General features: G+C 69.5%; 18 protein-coding genes, 2 tRNA genes and 1 pseudogene. 6 read left to right on the top strand and 15 right to left on the bottom strand.

What is annotated here, in order from left to right; translation table 11 throughout:
• Window positions 1-13: 13 nt before the first annotated feature.
• Window positions 14-1,393: pseudogene (locus ABS772_RS16430) on the top strand (ComEC/Rec2 family competence protein); the annotation flags it as partial.
• On the opposite strand, the gene lexA reads toward ABS772_RS16430, so the two are convergent.
• Complete coding sequence (lexA, locus tag ABS772_RS16425) at window positions 1,387-2,112, bottom strand: transcriptional repressor LexA (protein ID WP_238256229.1); 726 nt, start codon at window positions 2,110-2,112, stop codon at window positions 1,387-1,389. The pseudogene ABS772_RS16430 and the gene lexA overlap by 7 nt on opposite strands.
• Before the next feature lie 165 nt (window positions 2,113-2,277).
• On the bottom strand, window positions 2,278-3,138 hold the full coding sequence (locus ABS772_RS16420; RefSeq protein WP_350395884.1) for a DUF1236 domain-containing protein: 861 nt from the start codon (window positions 3,136-3,138) through the stop codon (window positions 2,278-2,280).
• Between the two features lie 452 nt (window positions 3,139-3,590).
• Here ABS772_RS16420 and ABS772_RS16415 point away from each other — a divergent pair, with 452 nt between their 5' ends.
• Window positions 3,591-4,946, top strand: a complete 1,356-nt coding sequence (locus ABS772_RS16415; protein WP_350395883.1) for an MFS family transporter — start codon at window positions 3,591-3,593, stop codon at window positions 4,944-4,946.
• Window positions 4,947-5,004: 58 nt separating this feature from the next.
• On the opposite strand, the gene ABS772_RS16410 is transcribed toward ABS772_RS16415, so the two are convergent.
• The 7 genes from ABS772_RS16410 to ABS772_RS16380 form a co-directional block, all read right to left on the bottom strand.
• Window positions 5,005-5,829 carry a BKACE family enzyme gene (locus ABS772_RS16410; RefSeq protein WP_350395882.1) on the bottom strand — a complete coding sequence of 275 codons (825 nt, stop codon included), beginning with the start codon at window positions 5,827-5,829 and terminating at the stop codon, window positions 5,005-5,007.
• A 13-nt stretch (window positions 5,830-5,842) separates the two neighbouring features.
• Window positions 5,843-6,922, bottom strand: a complete 1,080-nt coding sequence (locus ABS772_RS16405) for a tartrate dehydrogenase (protein ID WP_350395881.1) — start codon at window positions 6,920-6,922, stop codon at window positions 5,843-5,845.
• A 72-nt stretch (window positions 6,923-6,994) separates the two neighbouring features.
• Window positions 6,995-7,444, bottom strand: coding sequence for a hypothetical protein (locus tag ABS772_RS16400; protein ID WP_350395880.1), 450 nt, complete (start codon window positions 7,442-7,444; stop codon window positions 6,995-6,997).
• Between the two features lie 159 nt (window positions 7,445-7,603).
• Window positions 7,604-8,485 carry an aldo/keto reductase gene (locus tag ABS772_RS16395; protein WP_350395879.1) on the bottom strand — a complete coding sequence of 294 codons (882 nt, stop codon included), beginning with the start codon at window positions 8,483-8,485 and terminating at the stop codon, window positions 7,604-7,606.
• A gap of 187 nt (window positions 8,486-8,672) precedes the next feature.
• Window positions 8,673-10,190, bottom strand: coding sequence for a Do family serine endopeptidase (locus tag ABS772_RS16390; protein ID WP_350395878.1), 1,518 nt, complete (start codon window positions 10,188-10,190; stop codon window positions 8,673-8,675).
• Window positions 10,191-10,299: 109 nt separating this feature from the next.
• The gene (locus tag ABS772_RS16385) at window positions 10,300-11,037 is read right to left on the bottom strand and encodes a DUF2459 domain-containing protein (protein WP_350395877.1); all 738 of its coding nucleotides are present in this window, start codon (window positions 11,035-11,037) and stop codon (window positions 10,300-10,302) included.
• Complete coding sequence (locus ABS772_RS16380) at window positions 11,034-13,754, bottom strand: valine--tRNA ligase (RefSeq protein WP_350395876.1); 2,721 nt, start codon at window positions 13,752-13,754, stop codon at window positions 11,034-11,036. Before ABS772_RS16380 ends, ABS772_RS16385 begins: the two co-directional genes overlap by 4 nt.
• A gap of 2,089 nt (window positions 13,755-15,843) precedes the next feature.
• Between ABS772_RS16380 and ABS772_RS16375 the strand changes: the two genes are divergently transcribed.
• Complete coding sequence (locus tag ABS772_RS16375) at window positions 15,844-16,317, top strand: hypothetical protein (RefSeq protein ID WP_350395875.1); 474 nt, start codon at window positions 15,844-15,846, stop codon at window positions 16,315-16,317.
• A gap of 335 nt (window positions 16,318-16,652) precedes the next feature.
• Here the strand turns inward: ABS772_RS16375 and ABS772_RS26420 are convergent, their stop codons facing one another.
• The 4 genes from ABS772_RS26420 to ABS772_RS16355 all read right to left on the bottom strand — a co-directional run bounded on the left by ABS772_RS26420 (window position 16,653) and on the right by ABS772_RS16355 (window position 20,125).
• A complete protein-coding gene (locus tag ABS772_RS26420) occupies window positions 16,653-17,003 on the bottom strand; it encodes a PopZ family protein (RefSeq protein WP_407942997.1) in 351 nt (116 codons plus the stop codon).
• A 370-nt stretch (window positions 17,004-17,373) separates the two neighbouring features.
• Entirely contained in the window at window positions 17,374-18,798 is a 1,425-nt protein-coding gene (locus ABS772_RS16365) for a TolC family outer membrane protein (protein WP_350395989.1), read from the bottom strand.
• Window positions 18,799-19,233: 435 nt separating this feature from the next.
• Window positions 19,234-19,884, bottom strand: a complete 651-nt coding sequence (locus ABS772_RS16360; protein ID WP_350395873.1) for a protein-L-isoaspartate O-methyltransferase family protein — start codon at window positions 19,882-19,884, stop codon at window positions 19,234-19,236.
• 167 nt (window positions 19,885-20,051) lie between these two features.
• Window positions 20,052-20,125: transfer RNA gene (locus ABS772_RS16355), tRNA-Cys, on the bottom strand.
• Between the two features lie 245 nt (window positions 20,126-20,370).
• Between ABS772_RS16355 and ABS772_RS16350 the strand changes: the two genes are divergently transcribed.
• Window positions 20,371-20,446: transfer RNA gene (locus ABS772_RS16350), tRNA-Asn, on the top strand.
• A 77-nt stretch (window positions 20,447-20,523) separates the two neighbouring features.
• Here the strand turns inward: ABS772_RS16350 and ABS772_RS16345 are convergent.
• Window positions 20,524-20,910, bottom strand: a complete 387-nt coding sequence (locus tag ABS772_RS16345) for a hypothetical protein (RefSeq protein ID WP_350395872.1) — start codon at window positions 20,908-20,910, stop codon at window positions 20,524-20,526.
• A 21-nt stretch (window positions 20,911-20,931) separates the two neighbouring features.
• Window positions 20,932-21,129 (bottom strand): hypothetical protein, encoded by a 198-nt coding sequence (locus ABS772_RS16340; RefSeq protein WP_350395871.1) that lies wholly within the window; start codon window positions 21,127-21,129, stop codon window positions 20,932-20,934.
• Window positions 21,130-21,522: 393 nt separating this feature from the next.
• Here ABS772_RS16340 and ABS772_RS16335 point away from each other — a divergent pair, with 393 nt between their 5' ends.
• A complete protein-coding gene (locus ABS772_RS16335; RefSeq protein ID WP_350395870.1) occupies window positions 21,523-21,678 on the top strand; it encodes a hypothetical protein in 156 nt (51 codons plus the stop codon).
• Window positions 21,679-21,831: 153 nt separating this feature from the next.
• Window positions 21,832-22,020, top strand: coding sequence for a hypothetical protein (locus ABS772_RS16330; RefSeq protein WP_350395869.1), 189 nt, complete (start codon window positions 21,832-21,834; stop codon window positions 22,018-22,020).
• The last annotated feature ends 161 nt before the right edge of the window (window positions 22,021-22,181 follow it).

The following is a 22,181-nucleotide window of genomic DNA, read 5'->3' as shown; positions in this document are numbered from 1 at the left end:
TACTCGCAACTAGGTGGTCTCGATCTCCGGGCTGCACATGGTGCTCGCGGCGGGCGTCGTGTTCTGGCTGGTGCGGGCGGGGCTCGCGCTGGTGCCGGTGCTGGCGCTGGCTTGGCCGATCAAGAAGATCGCGGCCGGCGCGGCGATGCTGGGGGTGACCGCCTACTGCGCCTTCTCGGGCTGGGACGTCGCCGCCGAGCGGGCGCTGATCATGACGCTGGTGATGCTCGGCGCGATCCTGGTCGATCGCCCGGCGCTCAGCATGCGCAACCTGGCGCTCGCCGCGATCCTGGCGCTGGCCCGCGAGCCGGAGGCGCTGCTCGGCCCGAGCTTCCAGATGTCGTTCGGGGCGGTGGCCGGGCTGATCGCCTGCGCGCCGCTCATCGACGGGCGCGTCTTCCGGACCGAGAGCCCGTCCCGGATCGCGCGGGCGGCGTCGTGGACGGCGACCGCGGTGGTCGGCACGCTGGCCACGACGCTGGTGGCGCAGGTCGCCACCGCGCCCTTCGCCACCTACCACTTCCAGACCGTGCAGCCCTTCGGCCTCGTCGGCAACGCGCTGACCCTGCCGCTCGTCTCCCTCGCCGTGATGCCCGCGGCGGTGCTCGGGATGCTGGCCTATCCCTTCGCCCTCGATCGTCCGGTCTGGTGGCTGATGGGGCTCGCGGTGCGGGGGATGCTCGACATCTCGGCCTGGATCGCCGGGTTCGGGCAGGCCAACGTGGTGCTGCCGGCCTTCGGCACGGGCGCCCTGGTGCTGCTCGCGGCCGCCCTGCTCCTCGCGACCCTTCCGGTGTCGCGGCTGCGTCTCCTCGCCCTGCTGCCGGCGGGGCTCGGCATCGCGCTGGCCGCGAGCCCGGCGCGCTACGACATCTACATCGACCGGGACGGGGCCGGCGCCGCAATCCGCGGCAAGGACGGGCGCCTCGTCGTCCTCGGGCGCCCGCCCGGCTTCGTGCTGGAGCAATGGCTGAAGGCCGACGGCGACGGGCGCCGCCCCGACGCGATCACCGCTACCGCCGGGCCGCGATGCGACCGCCTCGGCTGCACCCTGGCCGCCATCGACGGGCGTGCCGTCGCCCTCGTCAACGACAAGCGCGCTTTCCCTGAGGATTGCGTCCGGGCCGACATCCTGATCAGCCGCCTGCGCGCCCCGCCGGGCTGTGCCGCGCCGCTGATCGCCGACCGCAGCTTCCTGGCAGTGCACGGCGCCACCGCGATCCGGCTCGGCCCGGCGGGGCCGGAGGTGGTCACGACGCGCGGCGCCGGTGAACCGAAGCCCTGGCAGCCCCGGGCCGTCGGCGCGGTGATGACGCCGGCAGCCCGGTCGGAGCCCGAATCAGCCCGCGACGTCGATCCGACGGACCCGCCGCTCCCCGAGACGCCTCAGTAACGGCGCACGAGGCTCACGAGCTTGCCCTGGATGCGCACCCGATCGGGACCGAGGACGCGGGTCTCGTAGGATGGGTTGGCCGCCTCAAGCGCGATCGAGGAGCCGCGACGGCGCAGGCGCTTGAGGGTCGCCTCCTCGTCGTCGATCAGCGCCACGATGATGTCGCCGTTGTTGGCGGTGTCCTGCTTGTGGATCACCACGAGGTCACCGTCGAGGATGCCGGCCTCGATCATCGAATCGCCGCGCACTTCGAGCGCGTAATGCTCGCCGCCCGACAGGAAGTCGGGAGACATGGAGATCGAGTGGCTCTGGCTCTCGATCGCCGAGATCGGCGTACCGGCGGCGATCCGGCCCATCACCGGAACCATCACCGAATGCCCGTTGCCGTCGTGGGCCTGCAGCATCGGCGGCTTCGGCGCGGGCGGCTTGGCCGAGAGGCCGCCCTCGACCACGCTCGGGGTGAAGCGGCGCGGCTCGGGCGCGGGTCCCTGCTTGGCGGCCGGCATGTCGGGCATGCGCAGGATCTCGATCGCCCGTGCCCGGTTCGGCAGGCGGCGCAGGAAGCCGCGCTCCTCCAGCGCCATGATCAGGCGATGGATGCCGGATTTGGATTTGAGATCGAGCGCGTCCTTCATCTCGTCGAAGGACGGCGGCACACCGCTCTCCTGCATCCTCTGCTGGATGAACTGGAGCAGTTCGAGTTGCTTGCGGGTCAGCATGCGGCACCTGCTGTCGACCGCGGGCCGGGGGCGCCGCAGAATCGTTGAAAACAAAGCGCGAACAGCCTAGACGTTCCTCTCCTGTTCCGCAAGACGAACCGAGACATGCGAAGGGCGGCAGTGCCGCAGCGCCGCCGCCCTTCGTTGCGACCTCGCGGATCCGGATCAGGCCGGAATGACGTCCACGATCTCGTAGGTGTCGGGATCGATGATGACGATGTCGTCGCCGACGAGGATGAACTGCAGGCCGCGATAGGCCGGGACCAGCGAGAGGATCGCCGGCGGCAGCGGATGCAGCGAAACCGAGCGCGGGATCGCCGTGCCGACGCGAACCGCGAAGTTCACGTTCGTGACCGCCCGGACATTGGAGCGGGTGATCGACTGACGGAACTCGGTGCGCTGCGTCGAGCTCAGGCTGCGGGAGGCACCGCGTGCCTCCGTCGCCGCCCCGCGACCGCTCCGCTCACCGACCCCGTCGCGGCCCCCGCGCTCACCGGCTCCGTCGCGCCCGCCGCGCTCGCCGGCCGCGTCACGGCTGCTCCGGCCGTCGCGCTCGCCCGCGCCGTCGCGACCGGCGTCGCGGGCGCCGCGCTCACCCGGTTCTCCGGCGCGGTCCGGGCCGCCGTCCCGACCGCCGCGGGGGCCGGTCTCTCCCGCCGCGCCGCCCCGTCCGGCGCCGCCCGCCGCACCGCCGGCTTCGCCGCCGCGGGCACCGCCCCCCATCTCGCCGCCGCCGCGGGCGCCGCCGGCACCACCCGCCTCGCCGGCTCCGCCGCGGGGTCCGCTCGCGGCTCCGCCGGCTCCGCCGCCCGCGCCGCCCATGCTCCCGCCGGCGCCGCCACCGGCACCGCCCGCGCCGCCGGCACCTCCGGCTCCCATCCCGGCACCGCCGCCGGCGCCGCCCCCGGCGCCTCCGCCCGCGCCACCGCCGGCACCACCGCCGGCCCCGCCGCCCTGAGCGAGGGCGGTCGCCGCGCCGAGCACGAGGATCGCGGCGGTTGCCGTGCTGCGAAAGAACTTCGTCATGGTCCGTTCCTGTCTGCTGCCGGCGACCGACGCGGCGCCGAAACCCGGCTCGCAACGGCGACCGCGCGAAAATCGTTCCCCGAAGATGCATTGCCGCTTGTTCTTCGGGACAAGCCTGGCAATAAATGGAGAGGCTCGTATATCGCCGCCGACGTGCTGACGGGCGGGCTCTATGTGTTTGTAAATCCGTAGCGAGCTTACGAGCTTTACTATCCCTCTCCGGGCGATGCCGGGCCGCAAGCGTTCGGGTCGATGGCTCCGGGCGGATGGGCGCAGCCTGCGGAACCCGAATCTCGAGCGCGTTTCGCGTCGGGTCGATCGATACGGCCGGGCGCCTCCTTCGCTGACATCCGCCTGCGCCTGTGCTGTCCCAGCGGCTGGTCCGTCTCGGCCCGGCGCTTAGCTTTATCTGGCTCACGTCCGCCCGAGGGCCGGATCAGCAGGGGAACAGCATGTCGGACATCACCGCGACGGCGGAAGCGCAGGACGACGCGGCCGACCGGCGCCGCCGCATCATGGCGATCGTCGGTTCCTCGTCGGGCAATCTCGTCGAGTGGTACGACTTCTACTGCTACGCCTTCTTCGCCCTCTACTTCGCCCCGGTCTTCTTCCCCGAGGGCGACAGCACCGGCCAGCTTCTCAAGTCGGCGGCCGTCTTCGCGGTGGGCTTCTTCATGCGGCCGATCGGCGGCTGGCTGTTCGGGCGCATCGCCGACCGGCTCGGGCGCAAGACCTCGCTGATGATCTCGGTGCTGATGATGTGCGGCGGCTCCCTCGCCATCGCCCTGCTGCCGACCTACGCCACGGTCGGGCCTCTCGCACCGGTGCTGCTCGTCCTCGCGCGGATGGTGCAGGGCCTCTCGGTGGGCGGCGAGTACGGCACCAGCGCGACCTACATGAGCGAGGTCGCCGCCAAGGGGCAGCGCGGCTTCTACGCGTCGTTCCAGTACGTCACGCTGATCGGCGGCCAGCTCCTCGCCTCGCTGGTCCTCGTTGTGCTGCAAAGCCTGCTCACGGCCGAGCAGCTCACCGCCTGGGGCTGGCGCATCCCCTTCGTCATCGGTGCGCTGGCCGCGGTGATCGCCCTGTTCCTGCGCCGCTCGCTGTCGGAGACGATGAGCGCGGAGAACAAGGATTCGAAGGAGTCGGGAACCTTCGCCGGGCTGTTCAAGCACTGGCGCGCCTTCGCCGTGGTGTTCGCCTATACGGCCGGCGGGTCGCTGTCGTTCTACACGCTGACGACCTACATGCCGAAATACCTCTTCAACACCGCGCATATGGACAAGGTGTCCGCCTCGCAGATCACCACGGCGGCCCTGTTCGTCTACATGGTGATCCAGCCCTTCTTCGGCTGGCTCTCGGACCGGATCGGCCGGAAGACGAGCATGCTGCTGTTCAGCGGGCTCGGCATGGTGATGATCGTGCCGCTGATGTCGGCGATCGGCGCCACCACCAGCCCGGTCCTCTCCTTCGGCCTGATCATGATCGGGCTGATCGTCATCAGCTTCTACACCGGCATCAGCGGCATCGTGAAAGCGGAGCTGTTCCCGACCCAGGTGCGCGCCCTCGGCGTCGGCCTGTCCTACGCGGTGGCCAACTCGCTGTTCGGCGGGACGGCGGAGGCGGTCGCGCTCTGGCTGAAGCAGGCGGGCGCGGAGAGCAGCTTCTTCTGGTACGTCGCGGTGCTGCTCGCGGTCTCGTTCGTCGCCTCGCTGCTGATGCCGAACCCGAAGCGCCACGGCTATCTCGACGGCGACGGCACCGTCGAGGAGGCGCTGGGGCGCAAGGCGAGACCCGCCCTCGCCTGATCGGCGAGGGAGCATCGTCCCGAAAGCCGGCGGCCGCCTTTCGGGACGATGCTCAGGATCAATCGAGGCGCAGGATCGCCCGCGCCTCGGCCGGCGTCGCCGGACGGGCGCCGTGCTCGGCGCAGATCTCGGCGGCCAGACGGACGAGGTCCGCATTGCCGTCGGCGAGCCGCTCCTTCGAGCGACGCACGTTGTCCTCCAGGCCCGTGCGCACGCCCTGCGCGCCCCGGGCCAGCGCCCAGCCCATCACCGGGCTCTGGAAGCGGCCGATGCCGAAGGCGCCCCAGGTCGCGCCCGGCAGCAGGCGCCGGGTCTCCGCCAGCAGGAGGTCGAGCAGGTGTGGGTCGGGCGGCAGGGCATTGCGGATGCCCATGACGAACTGGACATGGGGCGCGGCGCCGATCACGCCCTCGTCCACGAGGCGGCGGGCATTGTGGAGATGGGTGAGGTCAAACACCTCGATCTCCGGGGAGACGCCCTCCGCCCGCATCCGCCGACCGAGCGCCGTGAACGAGGCCGCCGGATTCTCGTAGACGCCGTCGCCGAAATTGACCGAGCCCGTCGTGAGCGAGGCCATGTCCGGCCGGTGGATCAGGCAGGCCCCCCGCTCCTCCGGGTCGGAGCCCGCCCCGCTCGTGGAGAATTGCACGATCATGTCCGGGCAGTGCCGGCGGATGCCTTCCTGCACCCGCCCGAACCGCTCGGGATCGAGGGACGGGCTCTCGTCGTCCGCGCGCACGTGGATATGGGCGAGCGCCGCACCGGCCTCGTAGGCGGCGTGGGTCGACTCGATCTGCTCGGCGGGCGTGATCGGCACGGTCGGGTTGTCGGCCCTGCGCGCGACCGAGCCGGTGATCGCCACGGTGACGACGACGGGTCTCATCGAGGCCGGCCCGTCAGCCCAGCGCCTGCTCGACGGCGCGACCGCAGGTCTGCGTGTCGGCGCTGCCGCCGAGGTCGCGGGTGCGCAGAGCCTGCTCGGAGAGCACCCGCTCGATGGCGGCGACGATCTCGGCCGCGGCCTCGCGCTCGCCGAGATGCTCCAGCATCATCGCCCCCGACCAGATCTGGCCGATCGGGTTGGCGATCCCCTGGCCGGCGATGTCGGGGGCCGAGCCGTGCACCGGCTCGAACACGGACGGGTAGAGCCGGTCCGGGTTGATGTTGCCCGACGGCGCGATGCCGATGGTGCCGGTGCAGGCCGGCCCGAGATCGGAGAGGATGTCGCCGAACAGGTTCGAGGCCACCACCACGTCGAACCGGTCCGGGTTCAGCACGAAATGCGCGGTCAGGATGTCGATGTGGTACTGGTCCCACCGGACATCGGGGTAGCCCTGGGCCACCGCCCGCACCCGCTCGTCCCAGTACGGCATCGTGATCGAGATGCCGTTCGACTTGGTGGCCGAGGTCAGGTGACGCTTCGGCCGGCTCTGCGCCAGCTCGAAGGCGAACTTCAGGACGCGATCGACGCCGTGGCGGGTGAAGATCGATTCCTGCACGGCGAACTCGCGATCGGTGCCGGGGAACATCCGCCCGCCCGCATTCGAGTACTCGCCCTCGGTGTTCTCGCGGACTACCCAGAAGTCGATGTCGCCGGGCTTGCGGCCGGCGAGCGGGCTCGCGACGCCGGGCATCAGGCGCACCGGGCGCAGGTTGACGTACTGGTCGAACTCGCGCCGGAACTGGATCAGCGAGCCCCAGAGCGAGATGTGGTCCGGCACGCGGTCGGGCAGGCCGACGGCGCCGAAGAAGATCGCGTCATGGCCGCCGACGCGATCCTTCCAATCCTCGGGCATCATCCGCCCGTGGGCGTCGTAGTAGTCGCAGGAGGCGAAATCGAACCAGTCCTGCACAATCTCGAAGCCGTGGCGGGCGGCGGCCCGCTCCAGCACCCGCACCCCCTCCGGCACGACCTCCTTGCCGATGCCGTCGCCCGGGATCACCGCGATCCGGTAGCTGCGCTTCGTCCCGCCCATGCTGATTGCCTCGTGTCGGCCCCCGCGCCTCACTTGCGCCGGCAGCCCACGAGGTCAATGGCCGGAGACGGATCAGTTGATCGAGCCTGTGGTCTCGCCGGGGCAGGCCTGCTGCGCGCGGGGGCGCAGGACGCGCTTCAGGCGCAGCGGCTGCGCGCCGTCGGCGCCGTGCAGGGTGCCGACGAGCGCGTCGGGTCCGGCGATGCCCTCGAAGCGAACGGGGCCGGCGCTCGTCTCGACCTGGAAGGCGACGGTCTTGGCGCCGTCGTCGATCGTCACCGCCGCCTCGACCGGAGCGGGCAGGCCGGCGCCCTCGATGACGAGGTTGTCGCCCTTGGGCCAGCGCTTGAGGGTGATGCGCCGGCCGGCCTGCGCGCCGTCCTCCGGCATCGTGCAGAGGTCGGCGTAGACGTAGGTGCCGGAGACCCAGCGCGTCTGTGCCGCCGCCGGGGCGGTGGCCGCGGTCAGCAGCGCGACACTTGCAAGGAGGCCGCTGCGAGCGAGATGGCCGGCGGACGTCATGTCGATCCCTTCGTCAGGCGGTCTGCGCCGCCCGGGACATGAAAGAATCGGGCCAGATCCGGTTCCCGCACCGACCGATTGAAAGGTGCGCCGCGGCACGCTGGCCCCGAACGCATCGTCTTGTTCCGAAAGCCGGTGGTCACCTCTCGGGACGATGATCTAACCCGCGCCCGCGCCCTGCCACGCTTCGCGTCCGGCCCGGTCGAGCACCGCGAAATCCTCGTCGCTCAGGCGCAGCTCGGCGCCGGCCGCGTTCTCCGCGAGGTGACCCGGATCGCCGGTGCCGGGGATCGGCAGCATCACCGGCGAGCGTTTCAGGAGCCAGGCGAGCGCCACGGCGCCGCCGCTCGCGCCCAGGCGTCCGGCGATCGCTTCCAGGGCGGAGCCGGGGCCGGTCAGCGATCCTTTGTCGAGGGGCGCCCAGGGAATGAAGCCGATGCCGTGCCGCTCGCAGAAGGCCAGCACCGCCTCGCTGGTGCGGTCGACGAGATTGTAACGGTTCTGCACGCTCGCCACGGGGAAGAACTGTTGGGCGGCCTCGATGTCCTCGACCGAGACCTCGGAGAGGCCGATATGGCGGATCAGGCCCTCCTCCCGCATCCGGGCGATCGCCTCGAACTGCACCTCGCGCGGGCAATCCGGCCCGATCCGGTGGAGCTGCCACAGGTCGATGCGCTCGACGCCGAGCCGCCGCAGGCTCATCAGCACGCATTGGCGGAGGTAATCAGGGTTGCCGACGGGGCGCCAGATATCGGGGCCGTGGCGGGTCAGGCCGCCCTTGGTGGCGATGACGAGACCCTCGTAGGGGTGAAGCGTCTCGCGGATCAGATCCTCGCTGACGAAGGGGCCGTAGCTGTCGGCGGTGTCGATCAGGTCGATCCCGAGGCCGGGCACCGCCCGCAGCGTCGCCTTCGCCCGTTCGCGATCCGGCGGATCGCCCCAGATGCCGGCCCCGGTGACGCGCATCGCGCCGAAGCCGAGACGGTGGACGGGGAGATCCCCGCCGATGGCGAAGGTGCCGGATGCCGCGACGATGGCCATGCCCGTCTTCCTCTCCGTTGCTCGCCCCGTGGGGGCGCTCGACGGACTGATATCGGGCACGCCGGGGCCGGCGTCAGGGGGACGGCACGAAAAAGCGCCCGCTGGACGGAGCGGGCGCGAAGTCAGGGGATCGCAGGAAGTCCGAGAGCGGGGCGGGGCCGTCGCCGGCCCCGGCCGCCGGAGGGGATCAGCCCTCCTTCTTGTTGAGCGCCACGGCGACGAACCGGGTCTGACCCTTGGCGCTCTTCACCCGCATCAGTACCGCCTTGCGGCCGTTCGACTCCGCGGCGCGGATCTGCGCCTGGACGTCGGAGGGCTTCGAGACGCTGGAGCCGGCGACGTCGAGGATCACGTCGCCCTGCGCGATGCCCTTGGCCGCCGCCGGACCGTCGGGATCGACATCCATCACCGCAACGCCCTCGTCGCCGAGGCCGACATCGCTGGCCGGCGCGAGGCTCAGGCCGAGCCGGAGCTGCCCGCCGGACGAGCTGTCGCCGCGGCTCGCCACCTTGCCGTCGGTCGGCAACGTACCGAGCTCGACCGTCGCGGTGTCGCTCTTGCCGTTGCGCAGGTAGGCGAGCTTCACCTCGGTACCGGGCTTGAGGCCGGCGATGCGGCGCGACAGCTCGCGGGCATCGTTGACGGGCGCGCCGTTGACCGATTCGATCACGTCGCCCGATTTCAGCCCGGCCTTGGCGGCGGGGGTGCCGCTCTCGGCGTGATCGACCAGGGCGCCCTTGGCCTTGTCGAGGCCGAGCCCCTCGGCGATGTCCTTCGTCACCGGCTGGACCTGCACGCCGAGATAGCCGCGCACCACCTTGCCGTCGGTGCGGAGCTGATCGACCACCGCCTGCACCGTCTCGGCGGGAATCGCGAAGGCGAGGCCGACGGAACCGCCCGACGGCGAGGCGATCGCCGTGTTCACGCCAACGACCTCGCCGTTGACGTTGAAGGTCGGGCCGCCGGAATTGCCCTTGTTGATCGGCGCGTCGATCTGGAGGAAGTCGTCGTAGGGGCCGGCGCCGATGTCGCGGCCGCGGGCCGAGACGATGCCCGCCGTCACGGTGCCGCCGAGGCCGAACGGATTGCCGATGGCGACGACCCAGTCGCCGACCCGCGGGGCGGCCTTGCCGAACTGGACGTAGGGATAGCTGCCACCCTCGGTGATCTTGAGGAGCGCGATATCGGTCTTCGGATCCTTGCCGATCACCTTCGCGTCGAGGGTGCGGTTGTCGTCGAGGGTGACCTGGACCGTCTTGGCCTTGTCGACCACGTGGTTGTTGGTCACCACGTAGCCGTCGCCCGAGATGATGAAGCCCGAGCCGACCGCGCCGCGCTCGCCGCGCTGCTGCGGCATGCCGCGCCCGCCCGGACCGCCTTGTCCGCCGCCCTGGCCGAAGCGCTTGAAGAACTCGCGCAGCTGCGGCGGCACCTGCTGCATGTTGGGGCCGCCGGAGCTGTCGTCGTCATCGTCGGCGCTGCTGTCGAGCTTGACCTTCACGGCGACGACGCCGGGCTTCACCTTGTCGACGACGTTGGCGAAGGAGCCCGGCGGGTGCTCGGGGGCCTCGATCGGCGTCTTGGGCAGGGCCTGGGCGTAGGCCGGCGTGGCGGGTTCGGTCAGGCCGAACCCAACCGCGCCGCCCGCGACGAGGGCGGCCGCGGCGACGGAGGCGTAGGCACGACGGCGGACGGTCATGGTCATGGAGGTCTCCGAAGGACAATCTCGAGGGTCGCATCCGTGCCGGGCAGCGGGCAGCGATCCGTAGGGAGACTCCTAGAGGCCCCAGCCTGACGGCCGGATGGCGCGAAGATTACGGTTTGGACAGGTCCGGCCCGGCCTCGGGGCCGGCCAGGATCGTCAGGCCCGCCCGCCAGCGCAGGTCGGCGAGGAGGCCGGCCGGGTGCGTGTCGAGCACCGGCGTGATCGGTACTCCCGCGGCGTTCAGCAGCCCCGCCGCCCAGTGATTGCAGACGTTGCTGTACGAGAAGCGGCCCTGCCCGGCGTAGAACAGGCTCGGTCCGTAGAGGCCCGGCCCGAGGGCGGCGGGCTGCCCGTCGGTGAGGCGGAAGCCCGCGTCGAGGCGGGCGAGGAGCCGGGCGAACCCCGCCCGCGAGAGCGGCACGGCGACGATGTCGGCTTGCGGGAAACTCTCGCGGACGGGGCGCGCGAGGCCGACGACCTGGATCACGCCGTCGTTCCCGCCGGGCCGGAACAGGGCCGAGAGCGCGAGCCGCCAGTCGAAGGCGGCGAGCGTCGGCGTCGCCCGGTAGAAGCGCGCCTCGCCCCAGCCGAATTCCAGCGCGTCGTAGGCGCGGAAGCGCGTCGCGATGTTGCGCAGGGCCGCGCCGGCCCCCTCCCCCGTCACGCTCTCGCGGCGCAGGACGAGGCCGGAATGCCAGCCGTGGCTGACGAGGAATACGGTCTCCGTGTCCGGGCCGGAGGGCGGGTAGAGGCTCGGGTCGCCGGCCCGCGCGGTCCAGAGCGTGAGCGCGAGAAGAGCGGCGGCCAATCCGGCAAGGGCCAGAGCCAGCCGCCGCAGAGGTTTCATGCGTCGCTGAGGCGGGCCAGCGCTTCCTCGATCTTGACGAGCCGGGCGGCTTCCGCGTCGCGGCGCTCGCGCTGCTCGTCCACCACCTCTTCGGGCGCGCGGGCGAGGAAGTCGGCATTGCCGAGCTTGCCCTCGATCTTGCCGATCTCGGTCCGCGCCTTCCCCGCTTCCTTCTTCAGCCGCGCGACCTCCGCGGCGAGGTCGACAATGCCCTCCAGCGGAAGCGCGGCCACGCTGCCGCGCACGAGGAGCTGGACCGCGTTCTTGGGCGCGGCATCGGCGAAGCCGATCTCGGAGAGCCGGGCGAGGCGGACCAGCGTCTCGCTCCAGCGCTCGACCCGGGCGCGGACCGACGCGTCGGCGGCGACCAGCACCAGCGGCACCTGGGCGCCGGCCGGCACGTTGGTCTCGGAGCGGGCCGAGCGGATCTCGGAGATCAGATCGACCAGCCAGCCGATCTCGGCCTCGGCCTCGGCGTTCTGATAGGCCGACAGCTCCGGCCAGGATTCGAGCGCGAGCAGGCCGCGGGGCGCGGGCAGCGCCTCGCCCTTGATCGCCCACAGCTCCTCCGTAAGGAAGGGCATGAACGGGTGCAGCAGCTTGGCGATCTGGTCGATCAGGAAGGCGACCGTGGCTTGCGTCTCCGCGCGCGCGGCCGGATCGACGCCCTCGCCCTGCAACACGGGCTTGGCGAGTTCGAGATACCAGTCGCAGAACACGTTCCAGACGAAGCGGTAGGCGGCCGCCGCGGCGTCGTTGAAGCGGTAGACGGTGATGGCGTGGGCCACCTCCGCCACCGCCTTGGCGGCTTCGGTCAGCGCCCAGGCGTTGAGCGTCTCGGTCACGGCCTCGGGCCGGTAGTCGGCCTTGAGTTCGCAGCCGTTCATCTCGGCGAAGCGGGCCGCGTTCCAGAGCTTGGTCGCGAAGTTGCGGTAGCCCTCGACCCGCTGGGGCCCGAGCTTGATGTCGCGGCCGGGGGCGGCGAGCGCGGCGAGCGTGAAGCGCAGGGCATCGGCGCCGAAGCGGTCGATGAGATCGACCGGATCGACCACGTTGCCCTTCGACTTCGACATCTTCGCACCCTTCTCGTCGCGGACGAGGGTGTGCAGGTAGACCGTCTCGAACGGGGCGTGATCGGTGAGGTGCAGGCCCATCATCATCATCCGGGCGACCCAGAAGAAGATGATGTCCTTGCCCGTGACCAGGGTGTTGGTGGGGTAGAAGCGGGCGAGCTCCGGCGTCTTGTCCGGCCAGCCGAGCGTCGAGAACGGCCAGAGCGCGGAGGAGAACCACGTGTCGAGGACGTCGGGGTCGCGGGTCAGCGCGACCTCGGTACCGTGCTTGGCCTTGGCCTGCGCGACCGCCTCCGCCTCGCTCTCGGCGACGAAGACGCCGCCCTCCCCGTCGTACCAGACCGGGATCTGGTGGCCCCACCAGAGCTGGCGCGAGACGCACCACGGCTCGATGTTCTCCAGCCACTGGAAGAAGATTTTTTCGTAGTTGTCCGGGACGAAACGGGTCTTGCCGTCGCGCACCGCCTGGAGCGCCCGCTCGGCCAGCGGCTTGACGTTCACGTACCACTGGTCGGTGAGGTAGGGCTCGATCACCACGCCCGAGCGGTCGCCGTGCGGCACCGCGTGGGTGTTGGGCTCGACCGCGCGCAGCAGGCCGCGCTCCTCCATCAGGGCGACGACGCGCTTCCTCGCCTCGAACCGGTCGAGGCCGTCGAGCGCCCGCGCGGCCTCCTCCGGCGCGGCACCGTCCAGGAAATCGGCGTTGCCGGCGATCTGGATCCGCGCTTCCGGATCGAGCACGTTGATCGGCCGGCAGCCGTTCCGGCGCCCGACCTCGAAGTCGTTGAAGTCGTGGGCCGGGGTGATCTTGACCGCACCCGTCCCCTTCTCCGGATCGGAATAGGCGTCGGCGACGATCGGGATCAGCCGGTTGACCAGCGGCAGGCGCACGCGCTTGCCGACGAGATCGCGATAGCGCTCGTCGTCGGGGTGAACCGCGACCGCCGTGTCGCCGAGCATCGTCTCGGGGCGGGTGGTCGCGACGGTGATGACCGCGCCGGTCTCGGCGCCGGCCTCGTCCACGACGGGGTAGTCGAAGTGCCAGAGATGGCCCTTCACCTCGATCTGCTGCACTTCGAGGTCCGAGATCGCGGTCTGGAACTTCGGATCCCAGTTCACGAGACGCTTGTCGCGGTAGATCAGCCCCTGGGCATGCAGATCGACGAAGGTCTTGAGCACCGCTCGGCTCAGGCCCTCGTCCATGGTGAAGCGCTCCCGCGACCAGTCGCAGGACGCGCCGAGCCGCTTGAGCTGGCCGATGATCGTGCCGCCGGATTCCTCCTTCCAGGCCCAGACCCGGCGCAGGAACTCTTCGCGCCCGAGTTCGCGCCGGCCCGGCTGCTGCGTCTCCATCAGCCGGCGCTCGACCACCATCTGCGTCGCGATGCCGGCATGGTCCGTGCCCGGCTGCCACAGCACGTCACGCCCCCGCATCCGCTCGAAGCGGACGAGGATGTCCTGGATCGTGTTGTTGAGGGCATGGCCCATATGCAGCGAGCCCGTCACGTTCGGCGGCGGGATCACGATGCTGAAGGGCTCGGCGCCGGCCCGCTCGGGACGGCCGGCGCGGAAGGCCTGGCCCTCGTCCCAGGCCGCGGAGACGCGCGCCTCGACGGCGGCGGGGTCGAAGGTCTTGTCCATCATGGGCGAGGCGGGCTTTTCGAGGCGGCGTTCTGAAAAGAATGTTGCCGCCGCTATCGGCCCGCCGCGGTGCTGCCGTCAACCGTCGGCCCGTCCTGCCGAGGGTTCGATCGCTCTTCCGGCGATCGCCGTGGGAGTCGGATGATCGTCCCGAAAGGTGGACCGCGGCTTCCGGAAAAGACGATGCAGAAATCAGGGCGAGAGCATCGACAGGTTGGCCTCGCTCAGGCCGAGCCGAGTGATGGGCGTTCGACCCTCGATGCCTGCTCCGTTTGATCCCTTCGGGTTTGGCCGCACTCCGTCATCGCGAGGCGGAGCCGAAGCGATCCAGGGCGCGACCTTTTCGGAGATGTCGCGGACTGGATCGCTTTCGCTGGCTTCGCAATGACAGCGGAGCGACCGAGGCGATCACGAGATGGCGTATGACCCTCCATCTCACCCGGATCATCTCTCTACGGCATCGGCCGGGCGGCGAGTGTCGTGCAGGACATGTCGCAGAACGACACTCGGCTGATTTATTCTTGTCTTCGATGTTGTGGATCAACATTCTATCTTGATATATAGATTCAGCTCCGCATCAAAGTTGCATATTATTATAATTTACGCTGTATTATCCTTTTTTATTGCCATCTAAATAAGCAATCGCCCGCAGGTGCACCAAAATCTCCTGGGAGGCGACTGCGGAGTCTATTTTGGCCCCGCATACCACTTAAGAGTAAATGCAGGGCAAGCTCATCTGTGCAAGCTAGCTGACCTGGAGCAGACTTACCTTACAGCTTCAGCAGGCGCCGCCAGATGATCCTACAGCAGCAACCGCTCTGCATGCGCGCGGAGTAGGACGATGACCGGTGATCGGAATGAAAATCCGATACGGCACCGTTCGCGCACCAGTTCGGCAGACCTTGAGAGAGAGGAACGGAATTTCGAATCCATCGGCAGTCCGGCTCACGCACCGGATTTAGGGTCTCTTGACCCAAGCTCCGCTTGTTCGCCGCGCGGAGAAAAACAGGCTCGTGACAGTCTTTGGGTCACGGAACTTCTGAATCAATTGGACAGCGAACGCGACGCTCTTCGCGCCCGGTCGAAATCGGCTCCATCACCCGGAGACGGCAAGGCGCCCTGCTCGCCGCAGGCAAAGGCGAACTGGAATCGGCTGGCTGCCGGGCCAGGATCGTTTCCAGAGGCCTGCCGCGGCAGCGCCGATACGGAACCGGAGGTTCAGTCACCGACGCTCGATCCCGAGAGGGTTGCGGGTGCCGGTCGGCGCAGGAGATGGCCGTATGCCGTCTGCGGCGCGGCGTTGCTTCTGATGGGCGCTGTCGCTGCCCTCGTGGATTTCAGACCGAACCGAGGTGCCCTCGACACAGCAGGTCGTCGGATGGCCCACGCGTCCATCGATGCACCACCGACCACGTCTCCTGGGGGATCGCGCACCGTTCGGGACATTCCGGCTGCTGAAACGGTCACCGTCCTGGCGCCGGATGGGCTCGTTCGAACCGATGGTCCGCCTAGCGCAGCAATCCCATCGAACGGGGACACGATCGAACTCGCAGTGATCGTCGAAGGCCCCGATAGTTCGCCCGCTGCGTCGGACCCGCGCCCCGCTCGCATATCCCTGCCGCAGGGGCCGTCCGCACGGATCGTCGCTCCCCCGAAGCTGGTCGTCGCAAGCACACGCCCCCCCGTCGACCTCATGGCTCGCACTGCTGTCGGCGAAGAGGGTGCAACACTCGCTCCGAGCCCTGGAAGTGTCCGCATGGAGGCCCCTCCCGATGCCGGCTCGTCTCAGGAGGCGATTGGTCCGACGCGAGGCGAACCGCCGAGCGCATTCGCGAAAGCGAAGGAACGATCGAAGGTCGCGCGACCGCTCAGGCGAGCGCCCACAGGCAGTGGTTTCAGCAAACAACGTCGCGGAGTTGAACCAGCACTGCCGCATCTCGCGAAAGCGGATCGGCCGAGAAGCTTCACGTTGCCTCCCCTTCTTCGGCCGACATCGCACTGAGCGGCCGCTACTTCCAGCCGGAAATTCAGGAGCCGACACATGCGCGCAAGAGCTTTGGCCGCCCTCATTCCCAGCACGATCGCTGCCTGCATGATCCTGATGGTCGGAACCGGAGATGCGACTGCCCGGCAGGGCCATTCGACGCCGAGGCTGAAAACATACGCGACGTGGAAGATGCCGTGGCAGTTGAGCCTGTCGTCCGCCGCGTCGCGAGCGAAGGGCGAACGCACGATCGTTGCTCGGCTGCCGAAGTACGGGAAGGTACGGGGCACCAGGGTCGCTTTACGGTACGTCTTCGCACCACTGCCGAAGACGCCGGGTCGCAATTCGCTGGTGAGGGCCTGCCGTTCGACCGTCGCCCAGTCGGCCAGGAAGCTGGGCGCCGTACGGATTGATGCCGCTTCGGCCGGACCCGAGAGGCGGACCCGGAGTGGGTCCGTCGCCAAAGTCGGATTCCGGCTCATCTATGCGAGCCACAACACACGCGAGAATTACGAGGTGCGGCAAGGCGTGCTGACGTGCAGGGCAGATCGGGCCGGTAAGATCGTCGACGCCTATGCCTAGCCGAGCAGTATCGACAGGTCGTCCTTGCTCAGGCCGGGCCGAGTTATGGGCGTTCCGCCGTCGAGGCCTGCGGGCGGGTGGTGCCGGTCGTGGCGGAACAGGAAGGCGGCCGTTCCTGGCGGCGCTGATCCGACATGTCGTCGGCGCGGGCATAGGCCCGTTCGCGCAGGATCGCTCGCGGCGCAAGCCCGCTCCGGACCGGCCGCGCCCGACGCTCGCGACCAGACGGCGTCAAACGCGCCATCCGATCGATGTCCGTCCGGCCTTTTCGGGATTGCTGAAGTCTCGCAACTCCAGCGTCCCCGGTTGAGGCCGGATGGATGACGTCCCGAAAACTAGCGCCCGCGGGCGACCCGCTCGATCTCGACGCGCACCAGCCGCTCGACCATGTGCGGGAGGTTGTCGTCGAGCCAGCTCTTCAGCATCGGCCGCAGCATCTCCTTGACGAGATCCTCCAGCGTGCGGGCGTTCTGCGACAGCACCGTGTGGGCGAGGAGCTGGAAGTTCTGGCCGACGCTCTCGACCGTGCTCGACGAGACGAGCCGCTCCGTCGCCTCCTCCTCGACCGCCGCACGGACCCGCTCGCTCACCTTCGGAGCGGGCGCCGGCTCGGGCTCGAAGTCGAAGGGGTCCGGCTTCGGGGCCGGGTCGAAGGCCGGTTCCGGTTCCGCGTCGAAGTCCGGCATCCGGAAATCGATCTCGGGCATGTCGAAGGCCACGGGCTCCGGCTTGCGCACGGGCTCGGCGACCTCGGCGAGATCCAGCACGTCGTCGTCGTCCGGCGGCGGCGGAGCCGGCGGGGGCGGCGGCGCCTCGGCCTCGGCGGGCTTCGGCGCCTGATCGTCGGCGATGATGCGGCGGATCGAGGCCAGGATCTCCTCCATGGAGGGTTCCTGCGTCTTGTCCTGAACCTTAGGGCTCGCTGCGCTCATCGGGACGATACTCGGTGACGATTGACAAGACGATGATTAGGTTAACGAATTATTTCATCGCCTCGTCCGGCATCAACCATGGCTTGCTGCCGGCCAACAGGAAAACGCCGCCCGGGCGCGGCCGTCAGCGCCCGTCGGGCGTCCGCAGGCCGAACCAGAGATCGCGGACCTGATCGAGGTGCTCGCGGGCGCTGTAGGGCGTGACCGGCAGGCTGGTGAAGCGGACGGTGAGCCGGCCGACCGCCTGGACCACATCGTAGGAGTTCACCACGCGGTCGCGCTGCGCGCGGATCAGGGCGACGCGGGCGCTGAGCAGTTCCTGCTGCGCGTTCAGCACGTCGAGGGTGGTGCGCTGGCCGACGCGGGCTTCCTCGCGCACGCCGTTCAGCGCCACCTCGTTGGCCTGGACCTGAGCCTGGGAGGCGATCACCTGCGCCTTCGAGGCTTCGAGGTTGCCCCAGGTCCGCACGATCGAGGCGCGGATCGTGTCGCGGTCCTGGTCGGCGATGAGGCGGGCGCGCCCAACATTCTCCTTGGCCTGCCGGATCGCCGCGTACTCGCCGCCGCCCTGGTAGAGCGGGATGTTGACCCGCCCGACGATCGAGGCGGTGACACCGTTGTCGCCGGGGAACTGCTGGTCGTAGCGCTGCTGCACCGCGCCGGTCACCTGCGCCTGCGGGTAGAGCGCGCCTTCGGCCACCTTCACCTGCAGCTCCGCCACGTCCACGGCGTGCAGCGAGGAGAGGATCTGCGGGTGCTCCTTCAGGCCGATCAGGATCGCCTGATCGAGGGAGCCGGGCACGTAGCGGTCGAGCGGCCGGCCCGGAGCGAGCTGGCGCGGCTCGACGCCGACGACCTGCCGGAAGATGCCGATCGAGGCGCGCAGCGCCGCCTCCGCCGCGCTGACCTGCGAGCGGGCGCCGGCGAGGCGTGCCTCGGCCTGCGCGACGTCGGTGCGGGTCACCTCGCCGACGTTGAAGCGGTCGCGGGTCTGGCGGAGCTGCTCCTCGAGCACCTCGACGTTGTTGCGCTGGAGTTCGAGCGTCGCCGTGTCGCTCAGAACGTTCATGTAGGCCTGCGCTGCGTTGAACAGCGTATTCATCTCGGTCTGGCGCAGGCCCTCGCGCGTCCCGAGCACGGTCGATTCGGCGGCGCGGACCCGGTTGTCCGTCTGAAAGCCGTCGAACAGGTTCTGGTTGACCGTGAGGCCGGCGCCGCCCGGCACCGTCAGGCCGCGGCGGCCGTTGACCTGCTGGCCGGAGATCGACCCCTGGAACTGCTGAACGCCGATATCGGCGGAGATCGCCGCGTTCGGCCGGTAGCCGGCCTGGAAGCGATTCACGTCCTCGTCGGTCGCGCGCAGGTTCGCCCGCGCCGCGTTCAGCGCCGGGTTGGCCTGGTAGGCGCGGGAGAGCGCGCTCTCGAGGGTCTCGGCAGCGGCCGGACAGGCAACGACCAGCGCCGATGCGACGGCACCAGCCAGCCGGAGCGCGGACCGCGCCGCAGGGTTCCGTTCTTTCACGTCGATCAGCCCTTGCGGTTTCTCGATTTACCGTCCTGCCGCACCGCCGTGCCCGCCTCGGTTCGCCGTCCCCGCATTCGTCCCTCCTGGGACATCCGCCGGACGACCGGTTCCGAGAGGGTCGCGACAGGGGTGCCGAGTGCACGCCCATGCGATGGAGTGGCCAGCCCGCCTCGTGCGGCAGAGTAGCCGAGCTTGCGCCGTCAGCGACAGAGTTTCCCGCACCGCGGCGTCGGATTGGCGGTGGGTGCCTCAAAAAAGCGACACCCCCGCGGGCTTAATCCCTCATCGCCGCCGGAGCCGGACAAGGGCGCGACGCGGCGCCCGCCGCTTCGGGGAAGCCCGGTGCGCGATGATGGGGATGCGGAGCCGTTCCGGGGGCGACGCGCCCCGGTCGTGCGGTGCGGTGGCCCGGCGTGAGACCGTCCCGTCCGCAGGTCGTGGACGGCGCCCGACCCCGACTCAGAACGCGAAGCCGGGCTCGGTCGCGAAGCTCTTGAGGGCGGGCAGCGACGCGTCGAAGAGGGCGCGCGACCCGAAGGCGTCGCCCGCCCGCACGAACAGGGTCGCCTTGGCGTTCCGGTGCGGCCCGAGCACGCAGACGAGGCGCCCGTCGTCGGCCAGCTGATCGAGCAGGGCCTGCGGCCGGATCTCGACGCGCCCCTCGACCAGGATGGCGTCGAAGGGAGCCCCCTCGACCGGGGCGGCCAGGGCGCCCTGCACCAGGCCGGTGCCGTCGCCGAGGCGCTCGCGCGCGGCGCCGACGAGATCGGGTGAGGATTCGAGGGCGACGACCTCGGCGCCGAGGCGGCGGAGAATGGCGGCGCCGTAGCCGTAGCCGGTGCCGACATCGAGCGCGCGGGTGCCGGGGCGGATCTTGAGGGCCTGGATCATCCGGGCCAGCACCATCGGGGCCGGCATCGCGCGGACGCCGTCCTCGCCCGCATCGAAGGTCAGCGTCTGGTCGATATAGGCGAATTCCTCGCGGCCCGGCGGGACGAAGCGCTCGCGGGGCACGGAATCGAACGCGTCGAGCACCGCGACATCGTTCACGTCGAAGGTCCGGAGCTGACAATCGACCATGAGGCGCCGCGCCTGAGCATAATCGAGCATGAGCCGTCCATCCCTGCCGCTGCGCCAGACCGTTGTTCCGCCCGCCCGTCGCGCGGCACCGGCCCGAGCGGGTCGGGTTGTCGTGGATCGTCCCCGGAATTGCAAGGCTCGCGCGAGCGCCCTGCACCGTGTCGGATCGGATCGATTGTCGAAGAGTATCGGAAGTTTGGAGGCCTCGCCCGGAATCGAACCGGGGTGCAAGGATTTGCAGTCCTCTGCGTAACCACTCCGCCACGAGGCCTCGCCGCGTCGATGCGCGACGCTCCGGGCCGAGCGGCCGCTCCGGAGCGAGGCGTCTCTAGCAGAGGCGCGACCCGCTCGGCAACGGTCTTGTCGTGCGATCGACATGAAGGCTGACGCCCCACCGCGATTCGAGGGAAAAATCGCGTCGCCGGCTCAGAAGCCGCAAAAAGCGCGGGACGGACCCTTGCGTCGGCCCCCAGTGAAGGCTAATGACCCGCCAGCGCCGCCGAGGCGGCCGGGTGATCCCCGATAGCTCAGTTGGTAGAGCAAGCGACTGTTAATCGCTTTGTCGCAGGTTCGAGTCCTGCTCGGGGAGCCAAATTCTTCAAGCACTTAGCTAGAACTCGATGAAAGCGCGTCATCGCGCCTGTTACCGTCGTTGTTCTCGGAGTGTTTTCAGCCTGCCGGCTTCGTCTTCCGCCGCGCCGTTCGTAGCTCGGCCACGCGGCCCGACTGAACCACCGATCCGCGATTGTAGAGCATCGTCGTCGACATCTGCGTGTGCGTCGCGGTGCGCATCACGTCGGCCGGCGCCGCACCCGCCTCGATGACCGCCCCGGCCCTGCTGTCCATGTTCCAGATGCCGTCGGGCCAACCGGAGGCTCGGGCGATCTCGCGGAACGTCCGGCTGAAATGCGAGCGTTTCCAAGGCAAGCCGGACCGCTCATCGATGACCAAGGGCCCGACGCCGCGGGGCGGCAGTTCCGCGAGCAGTTCAGGGTAGTGGCTGAGATCGTGCTCGGTGATCTCATTGCCGTTCGACTTCGACGTCGGCTTGCGCAAGATCGTCCCGTCGATGTGGTTCTAGACGAGGCCCCAATCCCAGAACCATGCGCCGTCCGTGATGGCTCCACCGATTCGAGCCCTTGCCTTCGCCTCGGGGCGGTCCCACTCGCCGATTACGTCCTTCTGCCGAAGCCCGAGGTCGAACTGAAGCGTCACCGCGAGCGCGATGCTCGGCCGGCCCACCTCATGGGCGGCGGCACGAAGCGCGACGATCATCTCGTAGCTCGGGCGGAGCTTGCGGGCGCGCGGTTGCCGAGCACGAAGGTGGCCGCCTTCCTCGCCGTCGCCCGGCTCGCCGCCCGCATCTATGCGAGGAAGCTCGCGGCTCTGCCGTCGAGGGAGCCGCCGCGATGAGCCTCCTTGGCTGGCTCTCGAACCCGATCGGAAGCCTTCTCGGCACCGTCGGCTCTGGCATTATCTAGGCGTTCGGCAATTCGGTCCTGCAGCCCATCCTCAAGGGGATTGAAAACGGCCAGGACACAAGCGCGACGTGGCGGAGCAGGTCGTCCGGGCCGAGATCGCGGCCACCAAGCGAAGGCGGCAATCGCGCCCGCCTTCAAGGGCCTGATTTACGGCATCGGCATCCCGCCGGCCGTCCACTTCGGGGCGATGTGCGCCTCGAAGACCTTCGCGCTCGGCTGGCTCATCGAGCCGCTGCCGCCCGAGTACGTGGCGATCGACGCCACCATCCTGACGGCCTTCTTCGTCTCCTCGCCGCTCTCCACGCTGGCCCGCGCCGGCGCCGCCCGCCTACTGAAAGCCTGACCCCATGTCCGAAACGCTCCAGGTTTCAAGCGAAGCGTCCGACAGCATCGTGACCCTGCCGCGGTGCGCGCCTTTTGGGCGGTGTGCGGTCTCGCAGTTGCCATAGCCGGACAGATATATTGGACCAGCTCCTACACCGCCGGGCTCGACAGCATGATCGGTGGTCTCGCGTTGAACAGTTTACGCCTCGCCGAGCGGCTATCGAGCCTTGAGCACGACCGCGACCGGCTGCCGAAGCTTGAAGAGCGCTTTGGCCGCATCAAGGAAAAGATGTCTATGATGATCGAACTGCAGCGTGAGACGCGGCAGGAACGGCAAGGCCCCATGGAGCGTGGCGGATGAAACAGCGACTCACCTTCAACGGCTCCAGGGCTTTTTGTGCTCGACAGACATCATCATTGTGAGACCAAATGGCTTGGCGCCCGCCGAGGCAAACAGCATGGAATGCGATATTCCTTCAGCGTGCCTCGGGGCGTTCATTTAGCGCCCACGTGAGATGGAAG

The sequence above is a fragment of the Methylorubrum podarium genome (assembly GCF_040270385.1).
In the GTDB taxonomy this organism is placed as follows: Bacteria; Pseudomonadota; Alphaproteobacteria; order Rhizobiales; family Beijerinckiaceae; genus Methylobacterium; species Methylobacterium podarium.
Note: the sequence above shows the minus strand (reverse complement) of the source record. Positions and strands in the feature narration are given on the sequence as shown.

Bases quoted from the DNA above. Each gene is read 5' to 3' on its own strand.
- ABS772_RS16360 (WP_350395873.1), bottom strand. From the start codon at position 19,884: ATGCTCGATTATGCTCAGGCGCGGCGCCTCATGGTCGATTGTCAGCTC.
- ABS772_RS26420 (WP_407942997.1), bottom strand. From the start codon at position 17,003: ATGCCGGACTTCGACGCGGAACCGGAACCGGCCTTCGACCCGGCCCCG.
- lexA (WP_238256229.1), bottom strand. From the start codon at position 2,112: ATGCTGACCCGCAAGCAACTCGAACTGCTCCAGTTCATCCAGCAGAGG.
- ABS772_RS16330 (WP_350395869.1), top strand. From the start codon at position 21,832: ATGATCGGTGGTCTCGCGTTGAACAGTTTACGCCTCGCCGAGCGGCTA.
- ABS772_RS16420 (WP_350395884.1), bottom strand. From the start codon at position 3,138: ATGACGAAGTTCTTTCGCAGCACGGCAACCGCCGCGATCCTCGTGCTC.
- ABS772_RS16335 (WP_350395870.1), top strand. From the start codon at position 21,523: ATGTGCGCCTCGAAGACCTTCGCGCTCGGCTGGCTCATCGAGCCGCTG.
- ABS772_RS16395 (WP_350395879.1), bottom strand. From the start codon at position 8,485: ATGGCCATCGTCGCGGCATCCGGCACCTTCGCCATCGGCGGGGATCTC.
- ABS772_RS16385 (WP_350395877.1), bottom strand. From the start codon at position 11,037: ATGAAACCTCTGCGGCGGCTGGCTCTGGCCCTTGCCGGATTGGCCGCC.
- ABS772_RS16390 (WP_350395878.1), bottom strand. From the start codon at position 10,190: ATGACCATGACCGTCCGCCGTCGTGCCTACGCCTCCGTCGCCGCGGCC.
- ABS772_RS16340 (WP_350395871.1), bottom strand. From the start codon at position 21,129: ATGATCGTCGCGCTTCGTGCCGCCGCCCATGAGGTGGGCCGGCCGAGC.
- ABS772_RS16400 (WP_350395880.1), bottom strand. From the start codon at position 7,444: ATGACGTCCGCCGGCCATCTCGCTCGCAGCGGCCTCCTTGCAAGTGTC.
- ABS772_RS16415 (WP_350395883.1), top strand. From the start codon at position 3,591: ATGTCGGACATCACCGCGACGGCGGAAGCGCAGGACGACGCGGCCGAC.
- ABS772_RS16405 (WP_350395881.1), bottom strand. From the start codon at position 6,922: ATGGGCGGGACGAAGCGCAGCTACCGGATCGCGGTGATCCCGGGCGAC.
- ABS772_RS16380 (WP_350395876.1), bottom strand. From the start codon at position 13,754: ATGATGGACAAGACCTTCGACCCCGCCGCCGTCGAGGCGCGCGTCTCC.
- ABS772_RS16375 (WP_350395875.1), top strand. From the start codon at position 15,844: ATGATCCTGATGGTCGGAACCGGAGATGCGACTGCCCGGCAGGGCCAT.
- ABS772_RS16410 (WP_350395882.1), bottom strand. From the start codon at position 5,829: ATGAGACCCGTCGTCGTCACCGTGGCGATCACCGGCTCGGTCGCGCGC.